Below are 13,828 nucleotides of genomic sequence, written 5' to 3' on the forward strand. Positions count from 1 at the left end.
AATTATCGTCTAAATTTATTTTTTACAATGATATCTTTCAGCTTGGCTTTCAAGTCTTCGCCCGTGTCGTAAACCATCTGTTCGTTGTTCGGAAAAGGAACAGCACGTTTGTCAAAATATCCGAGATAATTATCATCGCAAGCACCTCTGTTTCCTTTGTAGGTAGAATAAATATTCTCAAAAACATATTCGCTGCTTATTGGGAAAGTCTGTACCAGCTGATTGCTTTTTAAATCTACATAATCCACTTTTGCTGTTACGAGACATGATTTAAACTGTCTGAATTCATATACCGTTGCGCGAAGTGTTTTATAATTGTCAACTTTAATCTCTTTGCCCAAACTGTCTTTTACAGGTCTTCCGCGGCTGTCCAGAAGCGTTTTTACACCATCTTTAACTTGTTTTTCTTTAACAAATTCTTTTTCTTTAATCTGTTCTGGCGAAATGGCAATTTGCCTAAAACTTAGTATCAGGCTATAATCATACGACACATTTTTTTGTCTCGTGCTGTGGTAAACCGTCCATTTATCATTCAAGCCATATGTTTTAAAATCCAATAAATCGTCCTGAAGCATTTTCGGGATTACCATATTGGTTTCGTTCTTAGCATAAACATCAACGAAATCAGTTCCTTTAAACTGAGCGTCGTCCATCAGTTTTTTGGTGTTTTTGTAACTTGGATTAATGCTTTCTAAATACGCAAAATCATCATATGCCTTTCTAAAATCCAATTTGTTATTTGATTTCAAAAGCGACGAAGCATTTTCGTATAAATATTTTGAAAGGGCATTTTTGCTGTTTACAATCTCATTCGAATAATTATCAAAAGGGAAATAAGCATTTTTTCCCTGCTTTAATAAAGGCAGAGGCAATAAAGGGCGAATTTTTTCCTGACGGTTATTTAGCTGTAAATAAGTGTTATAAATGCGTTCAGCGTTGGCAGGATTATTCTCTTTGTTGAGCATTTCCAAATTTCGAAGATCGCGATCTTTGGCTTTTGCAAAAGCTTCTTCCAGTAAATAAACATAATCTTGTTTTCCTTTAGAATCTTTTTTGGTGCGAAGCGCTTCCACAGCGCGATCAATGGCGCCATCATAATTTCCGTCGCTAAGCATTGATTGCGTTGTTTTTACCCCGCAAGAAGCAAAAGCTAAAAACAATATAGAAAATAGAAAAGTAATTTTTTGCATAGTGTGTTTTTTGAGGGTGTAAATATATTTCATTTAATTTTCAACAACTATGCCTTTTTTTAGTTTTTTTAGAGAGTAGAAAAGAGATTTTTTGAGTATAAGAAAAAACTAATTTTCCCAGTTTTCGATTACATTATTACTCCATAGTTTTTCAGCAAATTCCTTAAAAGCTTTCGAGCCTTTTTTAAAGTTTTCATCCATTTTATATTCTCCGCCTTCAAATTGTTTTTTGCCATTATCATCTATGCCAACAGCCACTTTATTTTCGCCACGCATGGCATATTTTGTATTGCCTTCATACATGATAATCTTCATGTCAGAAGGACTTACGTCGCCATGACATACCGTTTTATACATGAGCCAGGTTTCAGCAATTCCATTTTTGTCTAAATCTGTAACCTGAAATGTATTTTTTACAAATGAAGCCACAATGTCAACCGGACAATCTGAAATATAATCATAAACTCTCCAAGTTTGCTTTACCTCATTGCCTGATGCAATAAAATGATACGCAAATAATTCGGCATCAGAGCCTTCTGTTTCGTGAGTGAATTTTTTGTTGATGTGATAGCCAGTTTCTGTAGTGATTACGATATTATCTCCCAATTTGTCTTTCCAGCGAACAGCATTTTTTATAAAGCCTTCGTATTTAATTGAAGCAGGAAATTGAGTGGAATCGATTTTTTCAACTGTTAAGACAAAAGGTTCTTCAGTTGAAGGTTTTTCATTTGAAACGACAGTTGTTGCTTCATCTTTTTTCTCTGGTTTACAATTTGAAAATAGAGCAATAAATAGTAAAAGAATTGTGATTTTTTTCATAAAAGATGTGTGTGTTTATTTGGTGAGCTGTTTTTTTATCAATACAATCTGTCCCAAATGATAGTAGCTATGCTCAATCATAGCTTCGATATTTCTTTTATAAGTTCCGTACTTAACATCTACAAAGTTTTCATGGAGTTTACTGTCAGACATCTGCTCTACTAAGGAAGCAAACTCTTCGGCTTCATTCCAAAATTTAGTTAGAAAATTTTCCCACTGTTCCTGCGAATGAATGGGAGGAAAGTCAAAACTAAATTTGTCTTTTATATCCAATGTTCCGCCTTTAAAAACCTGATTGATTCCATTTATATAATAATGAATATGTTGAGCCAAAGCGGCAATAGTATTTAAACCTTGTATCGGACTAACTGCTATTTTCCAATCGAGATTTTCGAGCTGATCTTTAAAATTGGTGTTCGCAATCCAAGTTCCGTTTAAAATAACTTCTCTGAAACGATTGGCAATTTCTGTTGTACTTTTCATATTCAGTAATTTAAGAGTTACTATTAAAAGTTTATTCCTGCTGAATCCACTCGTATTTTCCGTTTTTCAGATAAATAACACCGCCTCCGCAGCTTTCTTCGGCATGAATAAAGATTCCGTCATTTGGCAGTTTTATTTTGTCTTCTTCTGCAACTTGTTCTTCGCCAATAATATCGCCATTTTCATTTACATTGTTAAAGTAAACCTCATTTTTAGGCGCTTTTTCAAATATTCCTGCCCAATCAATTTCGTCAAAACCTTGTGCTAAAATATCATTTCCAAACCCTAAATAATCAGTTCTTTTTCCGTTTCCGTAAGTGATTTTGAAACCGCTTTTTTTGTTGTTTGTGCTTCTAAAGATTTCTACAGTTTCGTCTAGATTATCTCCGTCAAGATCGCATAAAATTTTATTGGTTTTATGTTTTGTAGATAACACAATCGTATCTGCTTTTTGTGTTTCTGGTTCTTTCTTTTCAGTTATTTTCAAAGAATCTTTTGGAGCATTTTTAGAAGTTTCTGTTTTTGCTTCTTTTTTACAAGAAATAGTAAGTACAGACAAAAGGAGTAGAGTTCTAATTTTCATATTAGGCTTAGATAAATTTTAAAATGCTAATATAAAAAAATTACGTACGAAAATAGATTGCTTTTTATTGTAGTTAAGCAGTCTTTCAGTTCATTTTTAATTTAGAGATTCAAAAAGAGCGAATTGTTTTAATATTAAAACTGCTATCGAATTTTTGAAAATTGAAGTCTTTCTCTTAAAAGTGCTCCTAAGAGTGGCAATATTCCAATTATAATAATTTCGATTAAATAGAATCCAGTTCTTTCTATAAAAGAAGGGTATTTTAAAAAGTTAGAGAATATTGTCAAAAAGGGCCATTCAAAAGGAAATAAATACATCTGTACAATAATCCAAATAAAACTTGAATCTATATTTTTATTAGGTAATTGGTTTGGACTTATAATGCAAGAAATAATAAATAAAAATAAACCAAGGAATCCAAGAATACAATATTTTAGCTTTTTATGTTTTTTATGGAGGTTATAAAACCAGAATAAATATAGATTAAAATAGTAGCTATAAAAAAAGGAATAATTAGAAACAAATTGGTTACTTTAATCATGCAAAATGAAAAAATGCAGACTAAAAAATGAGTAAATATTATATTTTTCATTTTTTCCTAATCTTCACCTGATATACAATTTCCCAGAAAATAATAGAAAAAATGGCATTGGCAAAAATGGCGGTTTGGACATTCTCAGTGAATGTTCTAAACAAAAGCATTTCTCCTGCTTTTATAGCTAAAAATACACTTAAAAATGCAATTAGGAATGAACAAATAATATTTAATAATAAGCTCCATTTCAAAACAAAACAAGCATAAATAATATTTAAGAATGTATATCCAAAACTTACCGTAATAAAAAAATTACTATTTAGTCTGTCAGAAAGTTCAAACAAAAAGGAAGCAGCAAAAAAATACACTATAAGCATTATCAAATAGATCAAGATTCTAGCTTTTAATTTCATTTTTGCTTTTTCTTTTTTTAGTAAAATTTTAAAAAATTATTTGGATTTCCTAATCTTCACCTGATACACAATTTCCCAAAAAATAATTGAGAAAACAGCATTAGCAAAAATGGCAGTTTTAACCTGATAAGGATCGTAATTGACAAACAGATGTAAATTGGTAAACTGTAAAGCGAGAAACATTGCTAAAGCCGCAATTCCTACAGCGCAAAGCACATTTAGCAAAGGTTTCCATTTTAAAGCTGTAAAAACATAAATAAGATTCAAAATGCCGAAACCAACACCCAAAGTCACAAACGGATCACCTTTAAACTTTTCGTTTAATTCAAGTAGAAGATGTGTAGAAGTAAGATATAAAAAGAAAAGTATGGAATAAATTAGGATTCGTATTTGTGGTTTCATTTTGTATTGTTTTTTATCGAGCAAAATTAAGCATTTAAAATGAAGCTCTGATTAGGTTTTTATGGCAAAAGCGTTTCTATTTTGGTTTCCGATTTTTCCCTTAGCGGACTATCTGCTTTTAAGCTCCAAATGATTAAAAATTTGCCTTTTACAACATATTCTTCTGGATGCTCATCTGTTGGTTCACCAGCTTTTCCCCAAAGCAAACCTTGCAGAAAACGGTCGCCTTTGAATACATGATCAAATTCAAAGTACATAATAGAACCGCGATCTGCTTTGCTTTTAAAACTCTGAATAGCTTTACTTTTTATAGTTCCAACAATGTTGCTGTAGGTTTCTATATCATTATAAAAGCTACAAGCTTGCGGCGTAATGCAGATATTGCCGTCACTTACCATATAGCCGCCTTTCGGAATTTCTTTTGGTTTTAGTTTTAAATCGGCTAGGGTTTGGCTAAATAAATTGGTTGCAAATAATAGTAATAGTGTTGATAGTAGGATTGTAGGTTTCATTTGATTTTTGGGGGTTTGTTCGGGTTTTTAAAAATAGGCTTTTTATTTGAGATTTATTAAGCGAATCTTTTGTAAAATTGACTTTGGTCTTTTGTGTCAATTACAATTGTTTGAGCACATAAATCTCCAAGCCTCTGATTATATTGAGTGTTTTTTATGAGCAATATTCCCAATAGTCCAAAGAACCATAAATCGAGCATATCAAATAAATGTCTTATAAATGATTGTCCTAAAGTCAAACTCGTAGAATTACTATCTTTTATAGAAATAACTTGTAAATCAAATACAAGATTTCCTAGAGTACCGCCATATTTTGCTTCAAATCCTACCATATATGCAAACCATATTAGTATGTTTGCAAATGCAGGAAAACCTGTTATATGTATGCCTTCTGAGTCTTTTTCTCCAAAGTAAATAAACATTATTAGAAGTACTCCAAATATTAATGAATAGTCAATCAATCCAGCAAGAATTCTTTTTTTTAAATTTGGTTTTGTGGCTATTTGTCTAGAGTTCATTTTTGGTATTTTAGTTTACAAAAAAAGCATAAAATCGTAAAATATTTGTGCTTTTGTAAAATTTTATTTTTTAAGGAATTTATTTTTTCTTAGCTAAAATAGATTGTTATAAGTTTCAGTTTTGAATTCAATTTTCCACAATCTTGTCATTTGGGCGGTTACTTTGAGTGGGCTTCGACTCCGCTCAGCCTGACAAAGTGAAGCAATCTAAAATCTAAAGTCAGAAATCTACAATAAAAAAATCCCGCCTCAATTAAGAAACGGGATTAAAGTGATATTCTCTTTTTTTCTATTGTTAAACCGTAGCTGCAGTTTCTTGTGGCAACGGAATTTGATTTTTAAGTAAATCTTCAAATGTTTCAGCTTGGCGAATCAAGATTCCTTGTCCGTTCATCCAAAGCACTTCGGCTGGTTTGTATCTTGAGTTGTAGTTCGAAGACATTGAGAAACAGTATGCTCCAGCGTTTCTGAATTCTAAAATGTCACCTTCAGTGATTTCTGCAATTCTACGGTTGTTGGCAAAAGTATCAGTCTCGCAAATGTATCCTACAACAGAGTAAAAACGCTCTTTTCCTTTTGGATTAGAAATGTTTTCGATATGGTGTGAAGATCCGTAAAACATCGGACGGATTAAGTGGTTGAAACCACTGTCAATTCCAGCGAAAACTGTTGATGTTGTCTGTTTTACTACGTTTACTTTTACTAAGAAATGACCTGCTTCACTCACCAAGAATTTTCCTGGTTCGAAAATCAATGTTAAATCTCTTCCGTATTCTGCACAGAAAGCATTGAATCTTTTAGATAATTTTTTACCTAATTCTTCGATGTCTGTTTCGATATCGTCTTTTTTGTAAGGAACTTTGAATCCGCTTCCGAAATCTAAGAATTGTAAATCTTTGAAATGTTTAGCGGTATCGAACAAGATTTCAGCAGCATATAAGAATACTTCGATATCTAAAATATCAGATCCTGTGTGCATGTGAATACCAATAATACTCATTTTTGTGTTCTCTACAATTCGCAAAATATGCGGAATCTGATGCACAGAAATTCCGAATTTGCTATCGATATGTCCAACAGAAATGTTAGCGTTTCCGCCGGCCATTACGTGTGGATTGATACGGATACATACCGGAATATGTGGATGTTTTGTTCCGAATTGCTCTAAAATAGATAAATTGTCGATATTGATTTGTACACCCATTGCGGCAACTTCTTCAATCTCTTCCAGAGAAACGCCGTTTGGTGTAAAGAAAATTCTTTCGGGTTCATAGCCAGCATGAAGCCCTAACTGAACTTCCTGAATCGATACAGTGTCTAAGCCAGACCCCATGTTCTTTAATAACTGTAGAATCGCAATGTTAGACAATGCCTTCATGGCATAATTAACTCTTAAGTTTTCTACCTTAGAGAAAGCTTTAGTTAATCTGTTGTACTGAGATTGGATTTTTTCAGCATCGTAAACATACAATGGACTTCCAAATTGGTCTGCTAACTGCAGTAAATCTTTTGCTTGCATTTTTAAATCATTTTGGGCAAAGTTATTACACTTTTGATTACCAGCAAATAATTTGCAGAAAAATAACAAAATATAACAAATTGTTTTATTTTAAACAAAAAGTTGGTGTTTTTGGAATTTTATAACGTGGTAGGAGGTTCAAAGGGGCAGAGGTACAAAGATACAAAGGTTTTCTGCCACGAATTCACGAATTTAACTTATTTTTAAATGCTGTTGAAATTGTTTTTTTTTATGAATTAAATGCATTTCTTTTTATCGTAATTTTTAAAAGAAGCCAGATGATTGTATTTAGCCCCGATTGAGGCGGTATCCTCGCAGTGGAACGGAGAGATATAGCCGAAAGCGGGAACTATGTTTATTAAAATGCCTATTGCGATGCTTTAAAATGAGAAAATTTTTTCGCCACGAATTCACGAATTATTCTAATTTCTTATTCTGAATCAATCGCTGAAAGTTATTGGAATATTTAGAATATAATTCGTGAAATTTAAAGGAAAGAATAGTTTAAATATCAAATATAAATTAGAGTAATTCGTGAATTGCTTCGCCAGTTCGCTATCGCTCGGGTCGTGGCTAAAAAAAATTATGGCAAAAACAAAACCCCTGAATATAAATTCAAGGGTTTGTTAGTAGTTATGTTGTTTATCAGAATAAAGATTTAATAAAATGCTAGGGGAAAAACTTAGTATCTTAGCATCTTAGTATTTCAGAACCTAAGATTTATAAGCTCGGTAAATCTCCTTTTCCTTTAGTAGGCAAGTTTGTAGATCCCATAAGGAATAAATCTACTTCTCTTGCTGCTTCGCGACCTTCTGAAATAGCCCACACGATTAATGATTGTCCTCTTCTCATATCACCTGCAGTGAAAATGTGAGGTACGTTTGTCTGGTAGTTGTGCGCTTTATAGTTGCTTCTTGCGTCAATTTCGATTCCTAATTGCTCGCTTAACGTTTTCTCAGGACCTGTAAATCCAAGAGCTAGTAAAGCTAAATCGCAAGGCCAGATTTTCTCAGAACCTTCTTTTTCGATTAATTCAGGACGTTGGCCTGGAGTCATTTTCCATTGCACTTCAACTGTTTTTAATCCAGTTAATTCACCTTTTTCGTTAGAAATAAATTCTTTTGTGTTGATCAACCAGTTTCTGTCGCAACCCTCTTCGTGAGAAGAAGATGTTTTTAACTGCAACGGCCAGAAAGGCCAAGGAGTTGACTCGCTTCTTCCAACAGGAGGTTTTGGTAAAATCTCAAAGTTGGTTACCGATTTAGCTCCGTGTCTGTTTGAAGTTCCGATACAGTCAGAACCAGTATCTCCACCACCAATAACGATTACATCTTTACCAGTAGCTTTAACTTGATCTGGAATAGATTCGCCGTATAAAACTTTAGTTTGCTGTGTCAAGAAATCCATTGCCTGAACAACGCCTTTGCTTTCGATTCCTTTAGTTGGCAAGCTTCTTCTTTCAGTTGCTCCTCCGCATAAAACGATAGAATCGAATGCGTTTAATTCTTCAACGCTGAAGTTAACACCAACATTTACATTCGTTTTGAAAGTGATTCCTTCCGCTTCCAAAATAGCTACACGACGGTCGATAATTCCTTTTTCTAATTTGAAATTTGGAATTCCGTAACGTAATAAACCTCCAATTGCGTTGTCTCTTTCAAAAACAGTAACAGTGTGACCCGCTCTGTTTAATTGTTGAGCAGCTGCAAGACCTGCAGGTCCTGAACCAATAACGGCAACAGTTTTACCTGTTCTTGTTTTTGGCGCTTGTGGTTTAATCCATCCTTCAGCGAAACCTCTTTCTACGATGCTTTTTTCGATGTTTTCGATAGAAACAGGATCTTTAATGATTCCTAATACACATGATTTCTCACATGGAGCAGGGCATAAGCGTCCTGTAAATTCAGGGAAGTTGTTAGTAGATTGTAAAATCTCTAATGCGCTCTGCCATTCTTCCTGATGCACCATGTCGTTGAAGTCAGGAATTAAATTTCCTAACGGACAACCGCTGTGGCAAAAAGGAATACCGCAGTCCATACATCTTGATCCTTGTTCTTTTAATTTATCTTTTGGTACCGGAATAGTAAATTCGTTGTAGTTCGAAACACGTTCTGCAACTGCTAAATTACTTTCGTCGGCTCTATTATATTCTTTAAATCCGCCTATTTTACCCATGACATTTAAATAATTTTTCAATTTTTAAATCCCAAATTCCAAATTCTAAAATCCTTCGACTTCGCTCAGGAAGACATAGTGAAGAAATCTAAAATCTAAAATCTGAATTCTAAAATCATTTAATTAAGCTATTAATTCTTCTATTTGTTTTTCTTCTGCAATTCGTTTTAATGCTTTTTTGTAATCAGTAGGCATTACTTTTACGAAGTGCTGTTGTTCATTTTCCCAGTCTGCTAAAATTCTCTTAGCTAATGGACTGCTGGTGTACAACGAATGGTTTTTGATCAGTTTTCTTAGTTTAGTAACGTCTTCTTCTTCCATTGGGTCGAATGCAACCATTTCCATGTTGCAAACCGTAGAATCGAATTTCTTGTTTGGATCGTAAACATAAGCCACACCACCGCTCATACCAGCTGCGAAGTTTCTTCCTGTTTTTCCTAAAACTACTACTGTACCACCTGTCATGTACTCGCATCCGTGATCTCCAATTCCTTCTACAACTGCTGTTGCTCCAGAGTTTCTCACACAGAAGCGCTCTCCTGCGATACCATTAATATAAGCCTCTCCGGTAATAGCTCCGTAAAGGGCAACGTTTCCGATAATGATGTTATCTTCAGGGTTGAAAGTCGCAGTAGGAGGTACTTTTACAATTAGTTTTCCTCCAGAAAGACCTTTTCCTAAATAGTCATTACAGTTTCCGTGAATTTTAAATGACAATCCGTTTGTTGCGAATGCACCAAAACTTTGTCCGGCAGAACCTTCAAAATCAACTAAAATAGTGTCATCTGGTAATCCTTGTGCGCCATAAATTTTTGAGATTTCGTTACTCAAAATCGCACCTACAGAACGGTCTGTGTTTTTGATTTTGAATGTAACTCTCGTTTTCTCTTTTCTATAGATAGACGGAATAGCTTCTTTGATGATGTCAAAATCCAATACGTTTTCAAGAGCGTGATCCTGAGTTGTTGTATTATGATTTGGAACTGTTTTAGCTTTTTCCGGTTTGTATAGAATAGTCGATAAGTCTAAGCCATTAGCTTTATAATGTTTGATAGCTTTGTCTACGTTTAATTTTTGAGACTGACCTACCATTTCTTTTAAAGTTCTGAAACCTAGCTGCGCCATAATTTCTCTTAACTCTTCAGCAATAAAATACATGAAGTTGATTACGTGCTCTGGAGTTCCTTTGAAATTTTTTCTCAATTCAGGATCCTGAGTTGCAATACCAACAGGGCAAGTATTTAAGTGGCAAGCTCTCATCATGATACATCCAGAAGCTACAAGCGGTGCAGTTGCAAATCCAAATTCTTCAGCTCCTAATAAAGCAGCTATCGCCACGTCACGACCTGTTTTCAACTGTCCGTCACACTCTAAAACGACACGGCTTCTTAAGTCGTTTAAAATCAAAGTTTGCTGTGCTTCAGCTAAACCAAGTTCCCATGGAATACCTGTGTGCTGTAAAGATGTTAATGGAGCAGCTCCCGTTCCTCCGTCATAACCTGAAATCAAGATAACGTCAGCTTTTGCTTTGGCAACACCAGCAGCGATGGTTCCAACTCCAACTTCAGAAACTAATTTCACATTGATACGAGCTTCGCGGTTTGCGTTTTTCAAATCGTAAATCAACTGAGATAAATCCTCAATAGAGTAGATATCGTGGTGAGGCGGAGGCGAAATCAAACCTACATAAGGAGTAGAGTTTCTAGTTTCAGCAATCCAAGGCACTACTTTTTCTCCGGGTAACTGACCACCTTCTCCAGGTTTTGCTCCCTGAGCCATTTTGATTTGGATTTCTCTGGCGTTTGTCAAATAGTTGATCGAAACTCCAAAACGTCCAGAAGCTACTTGTTTGATTGCAGAGTTTCTAGAATCTCCGTTAATTTCTTTCTGGAAACGTCTTGGATCTTCTCCACCTTCTCCAGAGTTACTTTTTCCTCCGATTCTGTTCATTGCAATAGCTAAGTTCTCATGCGCTTCCTGGCTGATAGAACCGTAAGACATTGCTCCGGTTTTGAATTTTTTCACAATTTCTGTCCATGGTTCTACTTCGTCAATAGAAATAGGATCTAAGTTGTTAAATTCAAATAAACCTCTAATTGTCATTAAGTTTGAGCTTTGCTCGTTTACAGCATTTGCATATTCTTTATAGCTTTCTGGGCTGTTTAAACGAACTGCCTGCTGTAATTTAGAAATCGTAGTTGGGTTAAACATATGTTTTTCACCACCACGTCTCCATCTGTAAATACCTCCAATTTCAAGAGAAAGCAAGTTTGCAATTTTTGAATTTGGGAAAGCTTTTTGGAAACGTTTTTTAACCTCTTTCTCTACTTCCATTAAACCAATTCCTTCAATTCTTGATGGAGTGTAAGGGAAGTATTTAGATGTGAAAGTTTTGTTTAAACCTAAAATCTCGAAAATTTGAGCAGCTCTGTACGAATGTAAAGTAGAGATACCAATTTTGTTCATGATTTTCACGATTCCTTTTGCAATTGCTTTGTTGTAGTTCACAACTGCATAATCCGCTTTTACTTTTGTAATGAAACCCTTTTCAACCTGATCGTGAATAATTTCATTTACCATGTAAGGGTTGATCGCACTTGCGCCGTATCCGAACAATAAAGCAAAATGATGCGGTTCGCGCGGTTCAGCAGATTCGATAATGATTCCGAATTTAGAACGAACCTGTAAAATATTCAATGAATGGTGAATGTAAGAACAAGCCAATAACATTGGAATTGGAGCTAATTCTTCGCTAACGCCTCTATCAGATAAGATGATGATGTTGCATCCTTCATTAACCGCTTTGAAAGTTGCCTGAACGCATTTTTCAAGCGCACGCTCTAAACCGTTAACTCCTTTTTCTATTTTATATAAAGTAGAAATAGTAGCCGATTTGAAATCTGCGTGATCGATATTTCTGATTTTATCCAAATCCTCGTTAGAGATAACCGGATTTTGGATTTTTAATTTTTTACATTGTTTTGATTCGATTTCGAAAATATTGAAATCTCCTCCAATCGCTAAACTGATATCTGTAATGATTTCTTCACGAATACCATCCAACGGTGGGTTTGTAACTTGAGCAAACAATTGTTTGAAGTAGTTGTACAATAACTGAGGCTGATCTGAAAGAACTGCCAGAGGAGTATCGTTACCCATAGAACTGATTGCTTCAGCTCCGTCGCTACCCATTGGGTTGATGATTGTTTTTAAATCTTCGATTGTATAACCAAACAAACGCTGTCTAGTCAAGAAATCTAATTTTTCAACAGGAGTAGGGTTGTTGGTGTAAGGAACGCTAGCCAATGGCAATAGGTTTTCGTCAACCCATTGTTTGTAAGGACGTTTTGTAACGATCGCTTTCTTAACTTCTTCGTCTTCGATAATACGGCCTTCATTCATGTCTACCAAGAACATTTTCCCTGGCTCCAAGCGTCCGTGCTGAATTACATCTTCTGGATCGATGTCTAATACACCAATTTCAGATGACATAATTACGAATCCGCTCTTAGTTAAAGTATAACGAGAAGGACGCAAACCGTTTCTGTCTAGTAAAGCCCCAATTACGTTTCCATCTGTAAACGGAATAGAAGCAGGACCATCCCAAGGCTCCATGATGCAAGCATTGTATTCATAGAAAGCTCTTTTTTCTGGAGACATAGTCTGATGTTTTTCCCAAGCTTCAGGAACTACCATCATCATAGCCTCTGGAAGAGAACGCCCAGTCATTAATAAAAGTTCAATCACCATATCCATAGAAGCAGAATCTGATTTTCCTTCTAAGATAATAGGGAATAATTTTTTGATATCATCGCCAAAAACTTTGCTCTGCATAAGCTCTTCACGAGCACGCATACGGCTTACGTTTCCACGAAGCGTGTTGATCTCACCATTATGACACATATATCTAAACGGCTGAGCTAAGTCCCAAGATGGGAATGTATTGGTAGAGAAACGTTGGTGTACAAGCGCTAAACGCGTCACCAAGTCTGGATCTTTCAAATCTATATAATAACGGCTGATGTCTTCTGGCATCAATAGACCTTTATATATTATAGTAGTTGTCGATAAACTAGTAAAATAAAACATATGGCTTTCAGAAGTCTTAGATCCTCTTACGGCGTGTTCAGCAATTTTTCTAGCTGCAAAAAGTTTTGCATTAAATTCATTTTCAGTTAAATTCTGACCGTTTTTAGAAACGAAAACTTGTTTAACTGTTGGTTCTTTTTCTGCGGCGATTTCACCTAAATTTTCAACGTCAACCGGCACATCTCTCCAACCTAAAACTTTTAAGTTTTGATCTTTAATTGTTGCCTCAAATGCATTAATACAAAAAGAAACCTGGTTTTTGCTTTTTGGTAAAAAAACCATTCCTACTGCATACTCACGCGCTTCTGGGATTTCAAAGTCGCAAACTTTCTTAAAAAAATCATGAGGAATGTCGAATAAAATTCCGGCTCCGTCACCAGTTCTTCCATCAGAACTTACGGCACCACGATGTTCCAATTTAATTAAGATGTCTAATGCTTTGTGAATAATATCATTTGACTTAATACCATTCAAATTACAAATAAATCCTGCACCACAATTGTCGTGTTCAAATTCAGGCAGATAAAGCCCTTGTTCTTTAACTCTCATTCTTGATATTTTTTTTACAAAAATAAAGATTTCGTTAAATA

The 13,828-nt window shown here is 34.8% G+C and carries 11 protein-coding genes; all 11 read right to left on the minus strand.

Features of this window, described 5'->3' with window-relative positions:
• Positions 1 to 2: 2 nt before the first annotated feature.
• Positions 3 to 1,190, minus strand: a complete 1,188-nt coding sequence (locus tag N4T20_RS10785; protein ID WP_260673005.1) for a hypothetical protein — start codon at positions 1,188 to 1,190, stop codon at positions 3 to 5.
• Between the two features lie 108 nt (positions 1,191 to 1,298).
• Positions 1,299 to 2,009: a M949_RS01915 family surface polysaccharide biosynthesis protein gene (locus N4T20_RS10790; protein ID WP_260673006.1), complete on the minus strand. Its 711-nt coding sequence runs from the start codon at positions 2,007 to 2,009 to the stop codon at positions 1,299 to 1,301.
• 15 nt (positions 2,010 to 2,024) lie between these two features.
• Positions 2,025 to 2,492 (minus strand): DUF1572 domain-containing protein, encoded by a 468-nt coding sequence (locus N4T20_RS10795; RefSeq protein WP_260673007.1) that lies wholly within the window; start codon positions 2,490 to 2,492, stop codon positions 2,025 to 2,027.
• 31 nt (positions 2,493 to 2,523) lie between these two features.
• A complete protein-coding gene (locus N4T20_RS10800) occupies positions 2,524 to 3,075 on the minus strand; it encodes a hypothetical protein (RefSeq protein WP_260673008.1) in 552 nt (183 codons plus the stop codon).
• A gap of 588 nt (positions 3,076 to 3,663) precedes the next feature.
• A complete protein-coding gene (locus N4T20_RS10805; protein ID WP_260673009.1) occupies positions 3,664 to 4,023 on the minus strand; it encodes a hypothetical protein in 360 nt (119 codons plus the stop codon).
• 36 nt (positions 4,024 to 4,059) lie between these two features.
• The gene (locus N4T20_RS10810) at positions 4,060 to 4,425 is read right to left on the minus strand and encodes a hypothetical protein (protein WP_260673010.1); all 366 of its coding nucleotides are present in this window, start codon (positions 4,423 to 4,425) and stop codon (positions 4,060 to 4,062) included.
• A 59-nt stretch (positions 4,426 to 4,484) separates the two neighbouring features.
• A complete protein-coding gene (locus N4T20_RS10815; protein ID WP_260673011.1) occupies positions 4,485 to 4,937 on the minus strand; it encodes a hypothetical protein in 453 nt (150 codons plus the stop codon).
• A gap of 56 nt (positions 4,938 to 4,993) precedes the next feature.
• A complete protein-coding gene (locus tag N4T20_RS10820) occupies positions 4,994 to 5,455 on the minus strand; it encodes an RDD family protein (protein ID WP_260673012.1) in 462 nt (153 codons plus the stop codon).
• Positions 5,456 to 5,750: 295 nt separating this feature from the next.
• Positions 5,751 to 7,043, minus strand: coding sequence for a diaminopimelate decarboxylase (gene lysA, locus N4T20_RS10825; protein WP_260673013.1), 1,293 nt, complete (start codon positions 7,041 to 7,043; stop codon positions 5,751 to 5,753).
• A gap of 651 nt (positions 7,044 to 7,694) precedes the next feature.
• On the minus strand, positions 7,695 to 9,149 hold the full coding sequence (locus tag N4T20_RS10830) for a glutamate synthase subunit beta (protein ID WP_260673109.1): 1,455 nt from the start codon (positions 9,147 to 9,149) through the stop codon (positions 7,695 to 7,697).
• A gap of 123 nt (positions 9,150 to 9,272) precedes the next feature.
• On the minus strand, positions 9,273 to 13,787 hold the full coding sequence (gene gltB, locus N4T20_RS10835; RefSeq protein ID WP_260673014.1) for a glutamate synthase large subunit: 4,515 nt from the start codon (positions 13,785 to 13,787) through the stop codon (positions 9,273 to 9,275).
• Between the last annotated feature and the right edge of the window lie 41 nt (positions 13,788 to 13,828).

Origin of the sequence: Flavobacterium sp. TR2 (genome assembly GCF_025252405.1) — a bacterium.
Classification (GTDB): Bacteria; Bacteroidota; Bacteroidia; order Flavobacteriales; family Flavobacteriaceae; genus Flavobacterium.

What these genes read in the sequence shown, in the direction of transcription:
- gltB (WP_260673014.1), bottom strand. Translation starts at nt 13,787, where the DNA reads ATGAGAGTTAAAGAACAAGGGCTTTATCTGCCTGAATTTGAACACGAC.
- N4T20_RS10830 (WP_260673109.1), bottom strand. Translation starts at nt 9,149, where the DNA reads ATGGGTAAAATAGGCGGATTTAAAGAATATAATAGAGCCGACGAAAGT.
- N4T20_RS10805 (WP_260673009.1), bottom strand. Translation starts at nt 4,023, where the DNA reads ATGAAATTAAAAGCTAGAATCTTGATCTATTTGATAATGCTTATAGTG.
- N4T20_RS10810 (WP_260673010.1), bottom strand. Translation starts at nt 4,425, where the DNA reads ATGAAACCACAAATACGAATCCTAATTTATTCCATACTTTTCTTTTTA.
- N4T20_RS10820 (WP_260673012.1), bottom strand. Translation starts at nt 5,455, where the DNA reads ATGAACTCTAGACAAATAGCCACAAAACCAAATTTAAAAAAAAGAATT.
- N4T20_RS10790 (WP_260673006.1), bottom strand. Translation starts at nt 2,009, where the DNA reads ATGAAAAAAATCACAATTCTTTTACTATTTATTGCTCTATTTTCAAAT.
- N4T20_RS10815 (WP_260673011.1), bottom strand. Translation starts at nt 4,937, where the DNA reads ATGAAACCTACAATCCTACTATCAACACTATTACTATTATTTGCAACC.
- N4T20_RS10795 (WP_260673007.1), bottom strand. Translation starts at nt 2,492, where the DNA reads ATGAAAAGTACAACAGAAATTGCCAATCGTTTCAGAGAAGTTATTTTA.
- N4T20_RS10800 (WP_260673008.1), bottom strand. Translation starts at nt 3,075, where the DNA reads ATGAAAATTAGAACTCTACTCCTTTTGTCTGTACTTACTATTTCTTGT.
- N4T20_RS10785 (WP_260673005.1), bottom strand. Translation starts at nt 1,190, where the DNA reads ATGCAAAAAATTACTTTTCTATTTTCTATATTGTTTTTAGCTTTTGCT.